A 21,709-nucleotide genomic window follows, 5' to 3' on the forward strand; every position below is an offset into this window, starting at 1 on the left:
ATGAGACATACAATTTTTCGCGCAGAAAGTGGAATCCACATGGTTGCTGTCGTAACGGGTGAAGGTCTGGGATTGCTGGGAAGTTCCTTGAACACGCTGGGTTCGCGCGGTGTGGTCGGTTCGGCTAAGACAGGAACGAGCAGCAGCGGTCTGTATATCAACGGTGCGACCGGCAACCTGGTACTACAGCGGCAGGACGAATTTCTGGTTGGGCGGGGGCCTGATCTTGGTCTGTTGCGGACCTATAACAGCCAGGGCCGTTTCGATGGAGATAATAACGATGGCTGGCGGCTGGGCTTTTACCGGACCATCAAGCTCGAAGGCAGCAAGTTGGGTGAGTCGGGCAGCCTGTTGCGCCGCACGGCCGCCGACGGTGCCGAGCTGGTCTATCGCCTGCGCTCCGCGCAACCACCGTCTTATGTGCGGATCGATGACGGCGGCGACGATGTGCTGACGCTGGAGGCGGGTACAGGTCACCTGATCTGGACCGATGGCGCCACCCAACTGCGTGAAATTTACGAAGCCAATGGTGAGAATGGCTGGCGTATTCGCGAACTGCATGATCTGGACGGCAATGTCGTCCACTACGACTACGCCGATGGCCTGCTGAGTCAGGTCAAGAGCGCCAATGGCGAGGCGATCCGCTTTGCCTACAAGACCACCGATGGCAGCAAGTGCTTGCAATCGATCAGCCTGTCGCGCCATGGCAAGGACTACGAGACCACCCGATACGGCTATGACGAGAAGAATCGGCTGATCAAGGTATCGGTCGATCTGACGCCGGAAAACGCCAGCGACAACGACGACCGCAGCAAGCGCTATGAAATCGGGTACAGCTACGATGCCGAGGGTCGGCTCAAGACGGTGACGGAGCAGGACGGCACCGATCTGGTGTTTTCCTATGCTGCACGTTCGGCCGACGACGCCACCGTGGTGGTGGCGGCGGTCGAGGACCGGGTCAGCGGTCGCCGCACCGTGTTCGACTATGCCCAGGACGGCCGCAGCACCCGGGTGCGCGAGCTGGCAGGCAAGGTCGTGCTGTCCGATTCGGTCCTGCGCTACGGCAAGGGCCGGCTTGATTCGGTCGAGATGTTGGGCGGTATGGGCGGGCCGGTGCTGACCCAATATCAATACGACAGCAACGGCCGGGTCAGTGCGGTGATCGACGCCAGCGGCAACCAGGTCGATTACCAGTACGACGCTAGCGGTCATCTGATCCAGGAAAAGGACGGCTCGGGTGCCCGGGTCGAGCGCAGCTACGACCGGGGCCGGCTGCTGAACGAGACCCGCTATGCCGGCGACAACGGCAGCAATGCACTGCGCAGTCACTTTGTCTATGACGGCCACCGGCTGCGCTTTAGCGTCAGTGCCGAAGGCCGGGTGGTCGAGTACCGCTATAACAGCCAGGGACAGCGCGAGACCGAGCTGAGCTATAGCGGCGCGTCCTTCGATGGCAGCGAGATCAATCTCGACACGCTGAAAGCCTGGGCCAGCAAGCAGGAACGCGGGCAGCGGATCGACCATCAGTACGATCTGCTGGGCCAACTCAAGCAGAGCACCACCTACGACCAGACCCGGCGCGACGGCAACAGGGGGCTGGTGGGCGTGGCAGACAGTGCTGCCGTCACCAGCTTTGTCTACGACCATCAAGGTCGGCTGATCAGCAGCATCGATGCCCGCGAAAACGCCGCCGGCAAGGCGCAGAGCCGGATGGTCTACGATGGGCTGGGCCGGTTGATCGCCAGTATCGACAGCGAGGGCCTGCCGACTTATTACCTCTATTCGATCGACAAGAGCGGCAGCTCGGGCGTGGAGACCGTACTGACTGTCCAGGCGCCCGGCGGTCGTACCACCATCAAGCGCTTCGATGCCTTGGGCAATCTGATCAGCGCCCAGCAGGCAGCGGGCGCGCCCGCCAGCCGTTTCCACTACGACGCCCTGGGTCGGCTGCGCTATGCCGTCGATGCCGCTGGCGTGGGCACGGCCTATCTGTACGATGCGCTGGGCCGCAAGGTCGGCGAGCTCGACGGTTCGGGTGCCCTGACCGAATACAGCTATAACCGCTCCGGCCAACTGGCCATGACCCGCCGCTATGTCGAGCGGGTGTCGGCCGAGGTATTGAGCCGCTTTATGCGTGCGCCACAGGCGGCCGAGCTGGTGGTCGATGTGCGCAGCATTCGTCCGGCTGCCAACCTTGCCGACCGCTTCGAATATCGGCTGTACGATAAGGCTGGCCGGCTGGCCAAGCAGATCGATGCCGACGGCTATATGACGGTCTACCGCTACGATGCCGCCAGCCGGCTGCTTGGCACGGTGCGCTATGCCCAGGTCCAGTCCACGGCCTTCGATCTGCTCTCGCCCGATATGCCGCAGGACAAGGTCAAGCCGCCGCCCGCCAGCGAACAGGACCGGTACAGCCACCGTATTTACGACCGCGACGGCAAGCTGATCGCCGAACTCGACGGCGAGCGCTATCTGACCGAATACCACTACGACGGCGTCGGCCAATTGCTTGAGACCACGCGCTACGCCAAGCAGGTCGACGCGGCCCGGCTGGCCCAGGCGGGTGCCCAGGCGCTGGCCAGCTGGCGGCCGCTGACATCGGCCGACGACCAGATCAGCCAGCGCCGCTACAACGCCAGCGGCGAGCTGGTGCTGGAACGTGATGCCGAAGGCTATATCACCGAATACGAATACGACCGCAACGGCAACAAGACCCTGGCCCGAAGCTGGGGACAGCGCGGCAAGACGCTGCCGTTCGACGTGTCGGCCGAAGCGCTGAGCAAATGGCGCGGCGAGCATAAGCGCGAGGACAAGATCGAGGATCAGCTGGTCCGCTTCCAATACGACCGGCAGAACCGCCTGTGGTCGGAGACGATGGTGCTGGATCTGGACGGGGTCGAGACGGCCTATTTCGCCAAGCACTACAGCTACGACGAAGCCGGCCGGGTCAAGGAAGTGTGGCAGGGCGACCCGCGCACCACCCTGGAACAGCGCCGCTATGGCTACAACGACTACGACAGCCAAGGCCGGGTTGTGCGCGAATTGAACGGCGAGGGCGCCCGGCTATTGCGGCTGGCGCTCAGCAAGCCCAGCACCAGCAAGGCCGATATCGATGCCCTGTGGCAGCGTTATGCCGTCCGCTACAGCTATGACGGCGCGGGCCGCCGTACCGCCATGACCGATGCGCTGGGCCAGCGCACGGTGTTCTATCACGACGAGGCCGGGCGGCTTCAATACACCATCAATGCGCTCGGCGAAGTCAGCGAGCAGCGCTACAGCAGCACCGGCGAGATGGAGGCTACCCTTCATTACGGCGCCCGTCTGGCCGACCCGGGCAATGGTGGTGCAGCGGCATCGGTGCGTTCGGCCATCGAGGGGCTGCTGAAGCAGGACCCGCTGCCTTCGCTGGTCGAGCGGCGCTATGACCGGCGCGGTCTGCTGGAGAGCGAAACCATCTGGCAGAGCGAGACCGAGTTCCGCCGCCAGCGCTATGTCTATAACGCCTTCGGCGAACTGGAGCAGCGTTTCGAGCGCGTCGGCCCGCAGGGTCAGGAGGTGCTGAGCGAGCAGGTGTTCAAGCGCGATCATCGCGGTGCGGTGCTGGAAAAGCTCAGTGGCGGTATCTATAGCGAAGCCCGTTACGACGCCTTCGGGCGCGTGGTGCGCCAGGGAAGCGGTGCCAAGACCAGCGTGAACAACCAGCCGCGTCTGCTGCAGGAAGTGGAGCAGACCTACGACCATTTGGGACGGGTGATCGAAGTCCGCACGGGTGGCATCGAAGGTCTGTCGTCGCGTCAGACCACGTCGTTCGATGCCTTCGACCGCGTGTTGACCCAGACCCATCATCTGGCCAGCGGTCCGCTGACCACCCAATACCGCTACGACCTGAGCACCGGCACCAGCAGCGTGGTCTCGGCCGAAGGCGTGGTGACCTCGGTAACGCGCAATGCCTTTGGCGATACCGTGGTCAGCGTCGATGCGCTGGGCAACCGGACCGAATACCGCTACGACGGTGCCGGCCGTGTGATCGGGCTGACCCGGGCCGATGGCCTGACGGCGGAGAATCAGTACGACGCGGCCGGCAACCTCAAGGTCAGCGTCGATGAAGCCGGCCTCAAGACCGAATACCTATACGATGCGGCCAACCGACAGTTCCAGCGTATCGTCCACAACGGCAGCCAGGCACTCAAGACCACCTTCCATTTCGACGGCCAGGGCCGCAAGACGCTGGAAATCAGCCCCGACGGCCTGCATACCCTGACCCGCTACAGCCGCGACGGCCAGACCACCCGAGTGGTGGTCGACCCGAGCCATGCCGAGCTGGCCAAGTATTTCCCGCAGGTCAAACCGACCATTACCGACCAGCAGCCGGTCCATCTGGAAACCGTCTACCGCTACGACACGCGCGGCCAGCAGGTGGAAGTCGAGCGCCGCAACGAAGCACAGCATGTGCTGAGCCGGGTCGCCTATTTCTATGACGATGCCGGCCGCCGTTATCGCGAAGTGGTCGATCCGACCGGGCTGGCACTGGAGACGCTGTATTTCTTCGACAGCCTGGGCAAAGTGGCGGCGAGCCGCGATCCCAATGGCCATGTCACCACCTATTACCGCGATGCGCTGGGCCGGGTCGGGGTAACGGTCGATGGAATGGGCTCGGTCGAGGAGAGCCTGTTCGACGAAGCCGGTCGGGTCATCGAGAAGCGCCGTTATCAGGATGCCCGGCCTGAGCTGCGCTTTGATCCCACCAAGGCCCTGCTGAGCGAGCAGGTACCGACTGCCGAGGCGATCAGACGTGGGCTGACCGGCAGTGTATTGCGTACCCGGCTGGCCTATGACCGCGATGGCCGCCTGACCTGGCAGATGGATGGCTATGGCGCGCTGACGCAATCGATCTACGACGATCGTGGCAATCTGCTGCGCCAGATCCACTACGCCACTGCCGGCGATGCCTTGACGCCGTGGCCACCGACCGACGATCTGCCGGCCAGGCTCGCCTCGGTCAAGGATCGGGTGAGCGACTATGTCTACGATATGCTCAACCGGCCGGTCAGCCAGATCGAACTGGTGCGCGGCAGCAACGGCTTGCAGCCGCAGCGCGAGACACGCAGCCGCTACGATGCGGCCGGCCGGGTGGTGCAGACGCTGACGGTGTCGCTGACCGATCCGGCTGCCCAGCCGCTGGAGACTCGCTATCGCTACGACGCGGTAGGCCGGCGTACCCATGAAATCAATCAGGACGGCCGGGTGGTGTTCACCGACTATGACGCGGCCGGCCGGGTGCTCAGCGTTACCGAACGTGAAGGACGGCAAGCGCCGGCCGTGGCCTTTGGCGATAGCGGCTGGAAGCTGCAACGCACCGACAATGACGTGCTGGTGGCGATCGATCCGCAGGGACAACGTCGGCTGCTTGGCAGCGAGATGGATTTCAACGCCATCATCGAGGCCGCACCGGGACTGGCCGACTGGCTGGCCCGCCAGTATTCGCTGAATCGGGTACCGATCAGCGAGGCGGCTGCGCTGGAAGGGCTGGTCCAGGCCGGTCACGGTCCGGCCCTGGCCGGGCTGCGCCAGGCGATCAGCGCCTTCTGGGCGGCCGAGCCGCAGCAGGGCGGCCGCTATCAACCGATCAACGCCATGGGTGGCGTGTGGCAGCGGCTCGGGCTGGCGCAGGCCAGCTTTACCGCTGACGGCGTGACGGTGGAATTCAGCCGCGAGCAGACCGGCAATCTGTTCCAGCTGGCCGTGAGTCATCCGGCGCTCAAGCGCTGGCTGCTTGCGCAACTGCCGTTGCCTCCGGCGCTGGCGACCCGTTTTGTCAAGGATGCCCATTACCAGAAGGGCATGGCCGAGCTGCCCCTGCTGTGGCAGGACAAGACCACTTCGCCCAAAGACCGTACCACCCACTACCACTACGACCGTGCCGGACGACTCGACGTCCAGACCGATGCGGCGGGCTATACCGAGCGCTACAGCTACAACTCCCTGAGTCAGAAGGACAGCTACACCAATAAGCTCGGCGGCATCACCCACTACGAGTACGACAAGGCTGGCCGGCTGATCGAGGAGATCAGCCCGCCTACCGACAGCCTGACCGACCAGACCAGCAGCGACCCGCAGAACCTGCGCGTCGTCACCAAGATGGTGTACGACCCCAATGGCAATCTGATCGAGCGCTGGGAGGGGGGTTATCGCCTGGGCCATGATTCCACCACCCAGTGGCGCAATCCCCGCATCACCCGCTTCCGCTACGACGCGGCCGGCCGCCAGAGTGTGTTGGAACAGGCCAGCGGCAATGGCAGCGGGACAGAACCAGCATTCCGTAGTCAATGGGACAGCTTCTGGAACGGCATCGCCAAGGGCGAAACCTACACGTGGCCGATCGGCAGATTGTTGAGCAAGGACCCAGCCAAGGCAGACTTGGGGTTTGAGCTGACCTATCTGAGTGAGCACGAAGCCCAGTACGGCAGCGAGGCCCAGGGCAGCAAGGTGGTATTCCGGCGTGGCATGTCGACCGATGAACTGTTTGCCGCCTTGCAGGAAGTGGCCAGGAAAGAGCAATGGCTCGGTGAATTGCTGAAGCCCACGCTGGGTTACGAGACCACCTCGTCTATCGAAGGCCCGGGCGTCACGACACTCAAACGCAAATGGGCCGAGTTCTGGAGCCGCTCCCAGGCTGGCCAGACCCTCGACTGGGCGGGCGGCCAACTGATCCGTCAGGCCGACGGTACGGCACACTATCTGCCTTCGGGTCAGAAGCTGCCCGAAGGCAGGCAGGTGGTGCTGACCCCGACCATGTCGCTGGCCGAGGTGGCGCTCAGCCATCCCAATATCCTCGATGCACTGCGTAAGCTCGGGTACGACTTCAAGGAAACCCTGGTATTCGCCAGCCAAGACGACCAGGACAAGCTGGTCAAGGAATGGACCCGTTACTGGACCCATAGCGTCAAGGACGAATGGCTGAAGCTCGGCGAAGGCCGGCTGGTGCGTCAGGCCGATGGCAGCTCGATCTATGTCGACAAGTACAAGACCGAAGTCATCCTCAAGCAGGAAATGCTCGACCCGAGCAAAGGCTCGATCAACGAGCAGATCAGCGAACTGGGCCGCAAGCGGCCTGAGCTGCTCGACCTGTTCCGGCTGTTCAAATACGAGTTCGAACTGGCGCGCAACGACAAAGACCCGCGCCAACAGCAGCTAGATGCCTTGTGGCAGGCCTATTGGAATGGCCCGCTCTATGGCGAGACGGCCGCGCTTGGCAATCAGCGCACCCTGCGCCGTTATGGTCCTGATCTGGCTGCGCTGGAAATGGCCGATGGTCGGGTCTATACGCTGCGGCGCGATATGTCGCTCGAAACACTGGCCAGCCTTGGCCCCGATGTGCGGCAGTGGATGAGCGAGCTGGTGCCGGGGCTGAGCTTTGGCCAGGTCACGGTCGAGGTTACCCCGGGCAATAGCCTGAGCTTTGAGCCGTTCCGCCGTGATTTCTGGGAACGGGGACTGATCGGTGAAACTCTGGCCTGGGCCGGCGGTACGCTGCGGCGTGAAGGGCCGGGTCTGGCCAGCTATAGCGCACCTGACCCCAGCAAACCGGGTAGCCCGCTCAAAACGGTACGGATCAGCCAAGGCGACAGCATCGGTGTGCTGGTCAATCTGCACCCGGCGCTGCATCAATTCTTCCGGCAGCAAGGCGTCGAAATCGGCTCGGCCACGCTGGACATGAAACGCGGCGAGGCCGCCCTGGTCTGGCAGGAATTGTGGAGCCGGACCCTGCCCGGCACCGAGGTGCCGTTCCTCAACGGCATCCTGCGCCGACTGCCGGCACGCAAGGATGCCACGGGCAAGGAGATCGGTTACGCCGTCTATCTCCCCAACAGCGACCCGAGCAAGGAAGTCTTGCTGTACCAGGGGATGCGCATCGACGAGGTGGCGACCCGCTCGCCCGAGCTCAAGGATTTCTTCAGCAAGATGGGGGTGGTGTTCGACGGCGCCACCATCGTGGCGCCCGACGGCAATGTAGGCACCATGGCCACGCTGTGGCAGGGTTATTTCAGCGGCCTGGTGATCGGCGAGTCGCTGGACTGGGCCGGCGGTCGGCTCGAACGGACCGGTCCGGACAGCGCCAAGTATGTGGGCAAACATCCGCAGACCGGGCAGCCGATCGAGATCAGGCTGTCGCGCGATATGGAACCCGCCGACGCAGCCAAGCTCCACCCGGCCATTGCAACTGAGCTGGCCAAGGTCGAAGGCGTCAAGCTGGAGACCCTGGTGCCGGCCGCGGGCGATACCCGGGCCCGCGATGCCTGGCAGGCACTGTTCGACCGGCCACAGGTCGGTGCCACCTGGAAATGGGCCAAGGGCGTGCTGCGTCGCGAGGCCGACGGCCGAGTCACCTATGTGCGCGATGGCAAGGACGTATTCAGCTTCGACCGTTCCATGAGCCTGCAGGCTCTGGCCGAGCGTCATGCGGACTTTACCGAAGCCTTTGCCGAACTGGGCTTCCGGCTGGGCGAACGGGCCACCGAAAGCGGGCAGCTCGACGAGCTGCACAAGCATTGGCAGGTTTTTTTTAGTGAATCCATTCCCGGCGAAAGGCTTTCCTGGGCCGGTGGCGTACTGGCGCGTGGGGACCAGGGTAAAGCCGAATTCATCAGCGCCAATGGCGTAAAAGTTTCTATCTCCAAGGGTATGACGCTGGCTGAACTGGCTGCCAGCCACCCCGATCTGAAGGCCGAGTTCCTTAAGTACGGTTTCCGTACCGACGGCACTTCCGGGCCGCAACCCGGCGCCGGCAGCATCGATCAACTGCGCAATGACTGGCTGGCCCGTCTGGAGCAGATCACGCCGGGCGAAAAGCTCGCCTGGGGCAAGGGTTATCTGGTGCGCCAGGCTGACGGCTCGGCGCAGTATCTGGCCAGCGACGGCACCGGTGTCACGCTGCGTGCAGCAATGTCCTATGAGGCGATGGCGCGGCTCCATCCCGAGATCGCCCAGGCGCTCGAAGCCTTCGGTTTGGTGATGGGCAGCGAGTCGGCCATGCTGGCCGACTGGCGCAGTTATTTCGACCAGACGCAGCAAGGCGAGAGCCGCAGCTTCGGCAAGGGCCGGCTGGTGCGTAACCAGGATGGCAGCGTCAACTACCAAGGCAGCAACGGCGTCACGGTCACGCTGCCACGCAATGTGAGTCTGGACCAGGCGGCGCTGCTTCACCCTGAAATCGCCGAGGTGTTCGCCGGCCATGGCTTCCTGCTGGGCGAGCGCCCGACGCTGAAAGCGGGCGATCTGCAGGCGCTGACCTTGCAGTGGCAGTCCTATTTCGACCGCGCCCAGACGGGCGAAACCACTGAGTGGAGCGAAGGCACGCTGACCCGGCAGGCCGACGGGACGGTGCTGTACCGCAGTCATGTGTTCGGCGGCACGGCCGTCCTGCGCCGCAATATGAGCATCGAGGAAGTGGCGCGCGCCCATACCGGACTTGCGGTGGTGTTCTCGCGTCTGTATGGCTTCCGGCTGGAGAGCCGGGCCACCGTGCTGGTGGCTGGTGATCAGACGCGGATGGATGCCGAATGGAACGCCTATTTCGCCGGTCGCTTTGCCGGGGAAAGCCTTGACTGGGCCGGCGGCAAGCTGGTTCGACTCGGCAATGGCCGTTCGCTCTATCAAGCGCCCGGCGGCGGCTCGGTCGAGCTGTCGGCCGGTATGTCGCTGGCCGAGATCGCCCGCGCCCATCCTTCGCTCAACGCCTATTTCGAAAGCCAGGGCTTCAAGCTGGTCGGTGCGGTCGGGCAGCCCAAGGTGGTGGTGGGACGCGAAGCCGAGCTGATCCAGAACTGGAATAACTACTTCCACACCCCGGTCCTGAAAAAGACCGAGCCGATGTGGGGGGGCACCGTTACCCGGATCGACTACGCGACGGCCGAGTTCGTCTTTAACGGCAATCGCTACACCCTGACTCGTGGCATGACGCTACCGGCGCTGAGCGCCATGGCCCCCGAGATTTCCCGGCAGTATCTGCGTACCGAGCAGATCACGGTGAACGAGGTCAACCATCAGGCGCTGCAAGCTGACTGGGATATCTTCTGGGCACAGGGACAGGTTGGCTGGTCGGGTAGCTGGGGTGGCGGCCAGGTGACCCGTACCGGCACCGACACTGCCGTCTACCGTGGCAGCGATGGCACCAGCATGACCGTCCACCGCAATGCCAGCATCAATACCCTGCTGAACAATAGCTCGATCAGGGCGGCATTTACCCGCCAGCGCACCGAGACGCTGTCACGACTCGATGAGGCGGCCTTCCTGCGTGACTGGAACCATTATTGGGTCAGCACGGTGGCCGGCGAAGGGGTCGAGGTGTTCGGCGGCACGCTGACCCGGCAGGCCGATGGCAGCGCCCTGTTCAAGACCTCGCACGGCCAGGTGCATATCCCGCGCAATGGCGACTTCAAGACGCTCTATCTGGCCAATCCGCAGATCTTTGCGCAGTGGGCAGCCCACTTCGGCTATCGGATCGAAGTGGAGCAGCGCACGCAGGACAACGGTGGCGGGGCAAGCCTGCGCAGCATGCTCGACCGCTATTTCAGTGGACCGATGACCGGCGAAACCATTGCGATGTGGGGCGGCACCCTGACCCGTCAGGCCGACGGCAGCAGCCGCTATACCCATCCGGCCGGTTCGATCGATATGTGGGCGTCGCACCAAAAGGCGGGCTTGGCGGTGCAATCGGGCACGCTGGCCCGCGCCTGGGCCGAGCGCTTCGGCTTCAAGGCCGATATGGTGCTGCAGGTGATCGAACGCGGTCGTGAGGCCGAGTTGCGCAGCGCGCTCGACAACTACTGGAATGGCCGCATCCCGGGCGAGACGCTGGCGATCTACGGCGGCACGCTGTCGCGTCAGAACGATGGCACGGTGCGCTTCCAGAACGGTTCGGCTTCGATCGAGGTTCGGCGCGACAGCGATCTGCTTAAGCTGGCGGCGGAGAATCCGGGGCTGGCCCAGGCCTGGCGGCAGTCCTTCGGCATCGAGGTGGTCAAGAGCCGTGGGGTGGTGGCGCGAGGCAATGAAGCTGCGCTCAAGACCCTGCTCGACAACTATCTGGGCGGCCGTTTCGAAGGTGACAGCCTGAGCCACTGGGGCGGCACCCTGACCCGCAATGCCGACGGCAGCGCACTCTTCAAGAGCGCCAGCGGCAGCCTGCGCGTCACGCGTGATGCCGATCTGAGCACGCTGGCGCGCGCCAACCGTGAATTGGCCCAGGCGCTACAGAGCCAGTACGGTTTTGTGGCAGGCAGTGGCGTCGGTGCGATCAAGCCGGGCGATCAGGCGGCACTGAAGACCTTCTGGGACGGCTACTGGAGCGGCCGCCGCGCCGGCGAAAGCCAGAGCTGGCTGGGCGGTACGCTGATCCGGCAAGCCGACGGCAGCATGCTGTACCGCAATGCCCACGGCGAGCTGACCTTGCAGCGCAATACTGACTGGAGCCTGCTGGCACGCGGCAATCCGGCCTTTGCCGAGGCGGCGCAGGCGCAATACGGCTATCTGGGCCTGCCTGGCCAGACACCCCGTACAGTCGCCACCTTGCAGAAATTCTGGGATGACTACTGGAAAGGCCAGGTGGCCGGCGAGAGCTTCAAGGTGCTCGACGGTACCCTGGTGCGGACAGGCGATGGCACGGCCGAATACCGTGGCGCCCGGGGCGAAACGGTCCAGGTCGGCCGCAAGCCGGACTTTGCCAAATGGTCGCGCGAGAGCGAGACGCTCAAGGCGGCACTGGCACGCAACTATGGCTATCAGACCGTCTGGCGGCGCGATTGGGTCGGTGTCAGCGAACAGCAGATCGCCCAGCTCAATGTGCTGTGGCAGCGCTACTGGAACAGCCCGGTCGGCGAGGAATCGGTCGCAGCGTTCGGCGGCGTATTGACCAGCAACCACGACGGCTCGGCCCAGTTCCGCCTGGGCGGGCGCGAGTGGCGGGTGACGCGGCAGGAAGACCTGTCGCAACTGGCGGCCAAAGACACCTCGGGGGTGCTGCGCCGGCAGCTGCTCGAACAGTACGGTTATCTGGCACAGACCATCAGCTACGGCAGCCAGGAGGACAAGGCACGGCTGACGGCGTTATGGCGCGCCTATTTCGCCGCCCCGCTGGCCGGCGAGAAACTCAAGCTCGAATGGCAGGGAGAATGGTTCGGCTCGCTGGTCCGTCTGGCCGACGGCGGAGTGCGTTTCGAGCCCAACGGCAGCGGCGACAAGGTCGAGGTGAAACGCGGCGAGGGCTTCCATGTGCTGGCGCTTGCGAGCCCGCGCTTTGCTGCCTTCCTCAAGGCGGCTTTCCAGTCGTCCATCGTGCGCGGCAAGCTCGACGAGGTGCAGAAGCAGTTCAACGACTACTGGACCCACCCGGTCGAGGGCGAAACGCTGCCCATCACCGATCCGGTCAGCGGTCGCGCCATGTCGATCCGCTATCTGAGCGCCGATCTGGCCGAATTCATCGATCTTGACGGCAAGCCGACCCAACTGCGCCGGCAATTGCCCAAGCAGCCACCGCGTGCCGACGGTCAGGCCCATGAATACAGCGATCTGGACCTGTACCTGATCGATCTGGCCAGCCGCAACCGTGATTTCGCGCGCTGGTGGCAGTCGGTATCGGGCTTCTCGGCCGAGACCCGCAGTGCGGTCGATCCGAAACGGACCGATCCTTTGCTGACCCAGTATTGGCAAGGTCCGGTCGAGGGCGAGAGCGTCAAGCTGTTCGACGGGGTGGTCACTCGCCACCGTACGGGTGAGCGGTGGAGCGCCGTCTATAGCGGTCCCGATGGCCGCCAGGTGGTGTTCAACCAGCACAGCAGTCTGGCTGATCTGGCCCTGCAGCATTCGACCCTGGCGCAGGCGCTGCAGCGCGACCTCGGGCTGGTGGTCAAGCCGACGGTGCAGCTGAACGGCAACAGCGCCGAACAACGGACCACGGTAGCGACGGCCTTGCAGCAGTATCTCAGCCGCTCCCTGGTCGGTGAGACCTATGGCCATTCGGGCGGTACCTTCACCCGGGGCCTTGGCAACGAAGTGACCTTTACCGACTCAAGCGGCCGTACCATCAAGCTCAAGCATCGCCTCGGCGCCTCGCTTGACGAGATGCGCTGGGAAATGGCGCAGGCGGCAGCCGACAGCCCGGCGCTGGCCAGGTCGTGGAAGGAGCAGTTCGGCTTCGAAGGCTGGTACAAGGTGCGCGCCGGTAGCGACGGCCAGCGCGAGGCGATGCTGAAGAACTGGAATCAGTACTGGAATGGCCCGGTCCCGGGCGAGCGGCTCGACCTCGCGGGAATCGGCAGCTTCGAGCGTATCGGTCCTGACAAGTCGGTCTTTATCACCGAAGGTGAGCCGGCCCGTACGGTCGAGGTCAAACGGCCGGGCAAGCCCGGTGCAAGCGGGCTGCCTCAGGATTGGGTCGTCACGCCGGCCGAGGTGATCGCCGGGGCGGCCAAGCTGGCAGCCTTGGAACTGGCCGTCCGTCCGCTATGGCAGAACCTCTATAAGGCACGCCTGGAGCTGTCCCAGACCCTGGCACCTGCGGACGATCTGGCGCGACTGGTGCTCGACGCCTATTGGCATGCACCGGTGCCGGGTGAAGCCCTGCGCCTTCAGAGCGGCCTGCTGTGGCATGCCGACGGCGGCAAGCTGGTCTATCAGCGCGACGGTAGTCAGGAGACCCTGACCTTCGAGCGCGATACGCCGATGCACGAACTGGCAAAAAAGGCGCCGCAACTGGCAGCCGAGCTGGCAACGGCCCCCTACCAGACCAGAGAAGTGAAATCGTTGCAGGAGAAGACCGCTGCGACGCAAAACCCGCGTGCTGCGCTGCAGGCCAGCTTTGATGGGCTGTGGAGTGGCGACCGGGTCGGTGCCGCCTACAACTGGGCCGGTCACAATCGAAAAGTGGTGCGCAGTGCCGACGGCCAGATCCGGGTCTATGACCTGAGCAACAACGCACTCAAGGGCACGCTGGACCGCTACGCCACCTTGCAGCAGATCAACAGTGCCTTTGAGGCCAATCTGACGACGGCGTCGTGGATCAGCCTGAGTGCCAATGACTATGGCTTCACCCATGGCGTGTCGCAGGGCGAGGGTCGCACCACGCTGGTGGTGGGTAGCCAGACCTATCACGATGCGCTGGGCAATGCGGTGGCCTATCGCGATGTGGCCGGTAACTGGAGCTACAAGGCTTACCAAGGTACCCGCTTGCGCTTTGAAGTGGACGCCGAGGGCTATGTCAGCGAGCACGTCTATGACACCTTTGGCAATCGGACCCAACTGATCCGCTATGCCAACAGATTCTCGCCCAGCACGGCAGCCGAGAAAAAAGGGATAGCACTCGACACGCTGGAGACGCATTTCCGCAATCCGGCCAACCGCTTGAATAGCCGGGAGATTTCCTACGAATACGACAGCCATGGCCGGCTGATCAAGACCATCGAGCCGATGGCCGAGCACTTCGAGGTGCTGGGTGCCTCGGGTAGCACCCGACTGGTCAAGGCCGGCAAGGAAACCCATCAGGCTTACGACAGCTTCGGGCGGATAGTGAAGCAATGGGTCGACTATGCCGGCCGCCCGGCCGGTGAAGCGGTGCCCACCACCTATTTCTATTACGACTCGATGGGCCGCAAGATCGGCCAGCTCGATGCCGAGCGCTATCTGACCGAATGGATCTACGACCGCTTCGGCCAGGTGACGGAAGAGCGACAGTACGCCCGGCCGCTGCCGCCCTATCTTGACGAGCGTACCTCGTTCCAGACGGTACGCGAGCTGGCGGTGGACAATCTGTATCGCACGGAAGAGGATATCCGCCGCTATGTGGATGCCGACCTGGACACCCGGGTTAAGCGCTACAGCTACGATGCACGCGGCAATGTGCAGACCGAGTCGGACAAGGTCAAGGTCCTCCAGGGCATCACCTCGACCCAGTTCAACACCACCACCTACAGCTATGACGCTGCGGGCAACCGCGTCATGGTCGAGGATGTACGCGGCAACCGCTCGTATGAATTCTTCGATGCGATGGGCCGCAAGGTTGGGGTGGCCGAGGCCTCCGGACAAGATGGCTACCGCTTCAGCAAAACCACCTTCGATGTGCTGGGCAATGCGGTACGCACGCTGGCGATCAAGGGCATCGCCAGCGCTGGCTTGTCCCCCGAAGCGATCCGCGGCTCCTGGTCCTTGCAGACCGACGAGAAGCGGATGTGGCGGGTCGATATTGCCCAGCAGCAGGAAATCCGCCGCTTTGATATGGCCGGGCGCACCCTGTCGCTCAAAGTCAATGAGCTGACCCAGAAGAACGAACGCGAGCGCGAAAGCCGGCAACTGGCCCAGAGCGAGTGGCGCTATGACGTGTTCGGCCGGACCCTGCTCGAATGGCAGGCCAATCAGAAGCACTTCTTTGCCACCAGTGGAGGCATCGAGCTGAGCCAGTCGGCCAATAACGCCGTCAAGCTGTTCAGCTACGACAAAAACGGCAATCAGCTGTCGACCCGCGAGCGTATGGGCAAGGACCAGACCTCGGCTGCCATCGAAGTGAAGACTTCGGTCCGCTACAACGCGTTTGGCGAGATCGAGCAGCGCACGCTCAGCAGTTTTCGCGACAAGGACAACTCCACCCCCGAAACCGTCACGGCCCGTTATGGCTACGACGCAGCCGGCCGGGTGGTCTATCGCGAGGAAAATGGCGTGGCCTCGCGCCATGCCTACAACGTGATGGGTTGGGAAACCGCCCAGGTGACAAGTTCGACCCTCAAGCTGAGCGAGCATGCCACGCTGGCCGAATTGCTGGGCCAGGGGACGATCCCGCGAGCCTTCGACCCCAACTACCGCCGTCAATACGTGCTGCACGACAAGCTTGGTCGGGTGGTGAAGCAGTTCATGCCGCTGAGCGAGGGCCAGCAGGAAGTGTCCACCAAGGTGGAGTACGACCGCTGGGGCAACCGGCTCAAGCTGACCGATGCGCTGGACCACGTCTATTCGTGGGAATACGACTTCGGCAATCGTGTATTGCAGGAAAATCTGCCACAGACCACCGTCGTCACGGCTGCGGGCAAGGTGATGCTCAATACCCTGATCAATCGGCAGTACTGCTATAACCGCTTTGGCGATCTGGAATCGAAGACGGACGCCAACAAGAACACCCGCCAGTACGCGTATGACAAGTTCGGCCGCCAGCTGCGCGAGTGGATCGGCGCCGATACCGCAGTCAATCGCTTGAGTCAGACCGTCTACGACCAGTGGGGCCGGGTGCAATACCAGTACCAGGATGGGCGTGAGAACGATGCAACCAACGCGGGTGTCAGGGCACTCAGGCAAGCCCATTTTGCCTACGCCTACGACGGACTGGACCGGGTGGTCGAAGTGCGACGTGAAGGTCGCGAGCAGTTGGAAGAACTGATCGATGGGTGGATGAAGGTGCAAGAGCGCCAGGAAATCACCCGTTACACCTACGATTGGCTGGGCCGCAAGGTGGCTGAGGAACGTTCCACGGCCAATCGGCCCGAGTTGGGGAAGCAATGGATCACCAATGACGTGCGTCGTTTCGTCCAGGTGACCGAATACGACAGCATGGGTCGCGTCACTGGCTCGGAGTCGGGCGAAAGAACCGAAAACGGCACGGTCAGCAAGAGTCTGCGACGGGAAGACCAATACGACATCCGCGGCAATAAGACGGCCTCGCATACCTCGTGGATCACACGCAATGTCAGGGGCGAACTGGAGCGGGTGGGCGAGAGCCGTATGCCGACCTGGACCTACGATATCGCCACCAATCGTCTGTCCAGCCATATCGATCTGGGCGGTGGGCTCTACCGCTACGACTACAACGAGGCGGGCGAGCTGAAGCAGCAGACCTATAGCCGGGAAGGGATGGCGTATGCCAATGACCCGGCCCGTCTGGGTGGCGCTGCGGGGCCGATGATGGAGGCCGGTCTGCCGAGCCTGGTGCCGATGGAAGGCGGCGGCATGATCGAGCGCCAAGCTAATGGCACCTGGCGCGACGACCAGGGCAATGTCTGGACCATGGCTGCCGACGGCATGCTGGAGAATGGTCAGGGCCAACGTATCTCGCCGCGCCGGGAAACCGATCCGAAACCGGTCGATCCGCCGAAGGCCACCGAAAGCACGGTGTCGTCACGCAATGTGCTGCATGTCCGGACCTTCGAGTACGACGGTGCCGGTCGCCTGCAAACCCAGGTCGATACCGATCATTCACGCATTCTCGACGCCGATAAGAAGCCCCTGAGCGAAGAAGCCAGTCGCCAGGACGGCCGCTACGAAGGGATCACCACCCACCGCAAGGTCTACGACAAGCTGGGCAATCTGCTTGGCGAGACGGTGGAGCGCGATCTGTCGGCCGCCGGGCGCGGCAGGGAGTCGTGGCAGCAGACCAATACCTATGACGAGCTGGGGCGCTTGCAGTCGGCCAAGACACAAGGTCAGGGCCCGAGCACCAATCTGTCGCTCTATTACACCTACGACGCCAACGGCAACCGTCGGGCGGTGCTGGGGGCAGTGCAGAAGGGCGATGGCTGGGAAGGGTATATCAACTGGTACGACTACGATGCACTCGACCGGATGACGGTCAGCCGGGGCGTGCTCCAGGGTGGACAGATCACCATCGCCAATGACCACGAACTGGTGCAGCGCATGCAAGACACCAGCGTTCGGCTCAAACACCAGGAAGACTTGAATTTCTTCCATCGGATCGGGACAGGAGACAACCGCAACGTCGTCCGTAGTGCCGCCGATGGCGACGGCAAGCCGGTGATGGGTGGGGGTAGCCGGATCAGCTATGTAGGGAATACCCAGCTGCGTGCCACGGTGGAGACGAAGCGTCAGTTGTTCCAGCAGCCGCAGGAAGACTTTACCCAGTCCTTTGTCTACGACAGCTTTGGCCGGGTGGCCCGGATCTATCAGGCCGATTCGACCAAGAATCAGGATGACGGCATCGGTGAGAATGCCAAGGGCGTGATGTCGGTGATGCGTTCTTATGATTGGCTGGGCCGGGCGTCGAAGGAGGCGATCTGGACTGAAAGCTACGATAAGAACAAGCCGGCGGAAAAGGCTTCTGCCGTGCTGACTCAGGTTCGCCAAAATAGCTATGACATAGAGGGTCGTCTGCTGTTGCAGCAGACCTATAACTACGACCAGAAAAAGAAGGTGCTCGACGCTCAGGCCATCTCGGAGATGGTCTACCAGTACGACGGGGAAAAACTCGCTCGCAACAGTTTCAACTGGCTGGAGAAAGACAAGACATGGCGGGAGTCCTACGAGTACCAGTACACCGCCTTTGAAACCTGGAAGGAAACCTCGCAGCTGCGCGAAGTGACGGGCAGCCAGTCGCGCCGGGCCAAGAGCTATAGCGTGCTCGACGACTACGGCCAGGTGAAGGCGATCTGGCAGGCAATGCAGGAGAACGGCAAGCGCGGCAACGACACCTATGCGCCGGGCTATGAGCCGAGCCAGGTTCGTCGCTTCTTTACCGACAGCAATGGTCGGGTGCTGTGGCGCTCGAACGATGTCAAGCTGGACAAGTCGTCGCCCGGTCGAATCGAAGGGTCGGTCTGGCATGCACAGACCGACCATGGTGGTCGGGGCTATGTCTATGCGGGCAGCAGCGTGGTCGGCTCGTCGGGGATGAATCTCGAAGAGTCGGATTTCGACTTCAACTTCGTCGACCTCAGCGCCAACTCACTGCCGCAGACCAGCTACACCAGCTATACGACCAACGAAGGCGACACCCTCAAGCAGATCGCCCGCAATATGTGGGGCGATGCCAACCTGTGGTATCTGATCGCCCACGAAAACCAGGCGCTGAATCTGTCGAGCAACCGTGCCTCGGGTCCGGACGAGCCTTTGCGTGCCGGTCAGACGTTGAAGCTGCCGGCAGTCATTAGCGCTGCGAACAAGTCCGACACCTTCCGGCCGTATAACCCGACCAAGGTGCTGGGCAGCACGATGCCAGACCTGCCGGCCCCGCCGCCTCCGGCCAAGCCGGAAGGCTGTGGTGGCGTTGGCCAGATCATCATGATCGTGGTGATGGTGGTGGCGACGATCTTCACCGCCGGTGCGGCGGCGGCGGGCTTGGGGGCAGGCTTCCAGGCGATCATGGCGGCTGGTGCGCAGGCAATGGTCGGTTCGCTGGCGGCAGGGGCCAGCGTGATGGGGATGACGGGATTGGCGGGCGCGATGGCAGCCAGCACCATCGGCGCGGCCGTGGGCAGTATTGCCAGCCAGACCGTGGGTATTGCCATCGGTGCTCAGGAAGAGTTCAGCTGGAAGGCCGTAGGCCAGGCTGCACTGAGTGCCGGGGTCGGTTCGGCGCTCGGCGGCTCGGGCTTGGGCGATGCGATCAAAGGCTCCAAGCTGGTCAGCAGTTTCGGTTCTTATAGCAATGTCGCCGCGACTTCGTTGACGGCCATGGCCAGTTCGGCGATTCACCAGAGTGTGATGTCGTCTGCCGGCCTGGGTAGCTTCAGTTGGCGCAATGTGGCAGCGGCCGGGGTGGCTGCACCGATCTCTGCCGCGCTGAGCGTGGGAGGCAATAGCTTCGGCGTTAGACTCCTCAACAACTTGACCAGCGGTACGGTCAATCGGGTCGCACAGATTGCCATGCATGGCAAAGGCAAGCTGGATATGGGGCAGATCGCGACCAATGCCTTTGGGGACGCCCTGGGCAATACCATCGTCGATACCATCCGTTTTGCCCCCGATGCGCTGGATACGGCTCTGCGTGCCCGAAATCAGTCCAGCCGCGATCCTTCCAAAGGCTGGCGGAGCTTGTTTGCAAAAGAACAACAGACTGGAGCGGAGGAAGCTTATATCAATCGTTCTTATTTCCCTGTGTTCTCTGATCAACTTGACCAGTGGGCTGATGACTCTATCAAGTTGGCGCCTGACTATGAAGGGAGTGGATATGAAGATCGCTGGGAGGATGGACAAGCCAATGGGCGAGTCAGACATCGTCTAGTTACTCGCGAAGATGGAGTGGTTGAACCTGCCGGCGCGGCACAATCCCGACAGCGGGTCTTATCACCCCAAGATGCGATGCTGGCAGCAGATAAGCTCTCATTTGACCAAAGTATTACTCGCGAGAGAGCCGATACGGCAATAAGAACGCTCAGGGAGTCGAAGTCCTTTTATAAAGTCAAGGGTCACCAAGCTTTGCAAATGGATCTGTCGATAACTCGGGTATATGCCGCAGGGAATGTAGCAGGATTCTATAATCCTGATGGTATTCCTCGTGAAATGATCGATACGTCGATCACGCTACCTGATGAAGGATTGGCATATCTGAAGATGCCTACTTCTCTTGTGGCGAAGGCTAGTCCCAAAAAATATTACGGAGAAAAAATAGACCATTCATGGAATGTCGATTCGGAGATGGTCTTTAACCCAAGTGTCGGCAAACCACTGAGAAATTTCCCTGCTAGCTTGGTTAAGCAAATACAGCAGGAGAACAAGATTGACCCCAAAGATGCTCAGAGAATCTATGATGTGATGAGGAAGGCATCTCGTGGGGGCGAATTGGTCGAATATGTCAATGCCAGAATATTTAATGGGGTTGCGGGCTATAAAGATCTGCTCCTTCAAATAAAAAGGGAGAGTATGCATGATTCTGTTCTCCAAGCGATGGATACTGCTCAAAGTTTAAGGGAGAAAGGAGAGCGTAACTTGTTCTTTGAAAGAAAGTCAGCCAAGAACGAGCCTGAATATGATATTGATGTAGGTGCTTTGTCGAAGGATAATTCGATCAATATTGCCTACCAGTTAAAAACGGTGAAGGATAATACGAATATCCTGAGCAACGCACAAAGTGCGGCTCGCCAGCTTGTCGATGCCCCAGCTAAGCAAAAAATTGTCGAAATTAACGTCCAGAATGGCACGCTACGTGATTTTGCTTATTCTTCACGTGAGAAAACCTTGAGAAAGGCTTTTGCAGATAATTATCCGGGGATGCAAGTGAAGATTAATTTCTCTGAAGGGGGGAGTAAGACATGGCAGTTCTAAAGCCGGAAATTAATAGTTGGTGGTTCGAAGTCGATGAGTCGATTCCTTCTCTGTCAGAAGGCAATCCAGCTCAGGTGCTTGAGGGGTTTCTGATTTGCTTGTGGAATTGTTTGTCCATTTTTCGGGAGGGAAGAAGAGTCTTTTCGTCGGAACTGATATTCTCTCGCCGATGGATAAAGGTTTTTGGTGAAGACAGTAAGGGGTTTGATAAGGAGAGAGTCTGCGTTGAGCTGAGTGGACTCTTTCCGGCTGAGATTAAAGCAAGGATAATGGATATCCTCATATCTAACCAAGAGACTTCAGGGTACGTTATACCTGGTTCGATTGAGGTGAGAGGTCTTTTTAAACCTCTTGGAACGGATGTTCTGCCGGCAGAAATTGTTCTGGAATTCTGCTATGTGGGAATCCGAGTCATCAAGATTAGGGCTCATGGAGAGGAGTGGTTGCCATTTTCCCTTGATGGGAAAAAGGTAAACCAATTCCATAAGTTATATGCTGAATTTCTGAGTGATTGCTTGGAAGAGGTAGAACAAGAGTTAGGTGTTAAGCCCATTTATGATGATTACACCGACTTCTGCCAAGTGGTACATTATCGCCTAGAAAATCTGCGCGATGGTTGTGGTGATCTGCTTGGAGTGGATGAGAAAGGCAGGGCATTACCTGCTTCTGAATAATT

General features: G+C 61.7%; 2 protein-coding genes. Both read left to right on the top strand.

Annotation, left to right across the window (positions count from 1 at the left end):
• Nucleotides 1-39: 39 nt before the first annotated feature.
• Nucleotides 40-21,033, top strand: coding sequence for a hypothetical protein (locus ACFOW7_RS18140; RefSeq protein WP_378167002.1), 20,994 nt, complete (start codon nt 40-42; stop codon nt 21,031-21,033).
• A complete protein-coding gene (locus ACFOW7_RS18145; protein ID WP_378167004.1) occupies nt 21,021-21,707 on the top strand; it encodes a hypothetical protein in 687 nt (228 codons plus the stop codon). The genes ACFOW7_RS18140 and ACFOW7_RS18145 overlap by 13 nt, the downstream gene beginning before the upstream one ends.
• Nucleotides 21,708-21,709: the final 2 nt, after the last annotated feature.

This window comes from Chitinimonas lacunae, from assembly GCF_042650885.1.
GTDB lineage: Bacteria > Pseudomonadota > Gammaproteobacteria > Burkholderiales > Chitinimonadaceae > Chitinimonas_A > Chitinimonas_A lacunae.

Coding starts and splice junctions, on each gene's coding strand:
- ACFOW7_RS18140 (WP_378167002.1), top strand. CDS start 40: ATGGTTGCTGTCGTAACGGGTGAAGGTCTGGGATTGCTGGGAAGTTCC.
- ACFOW7_RS18145 (WP_378167004.1), top strand. CDS start 21,021: ATGGCAGTTCTAAAGCCGGAAATTAATAGTTGGTGGTTCGAAGTCGAT.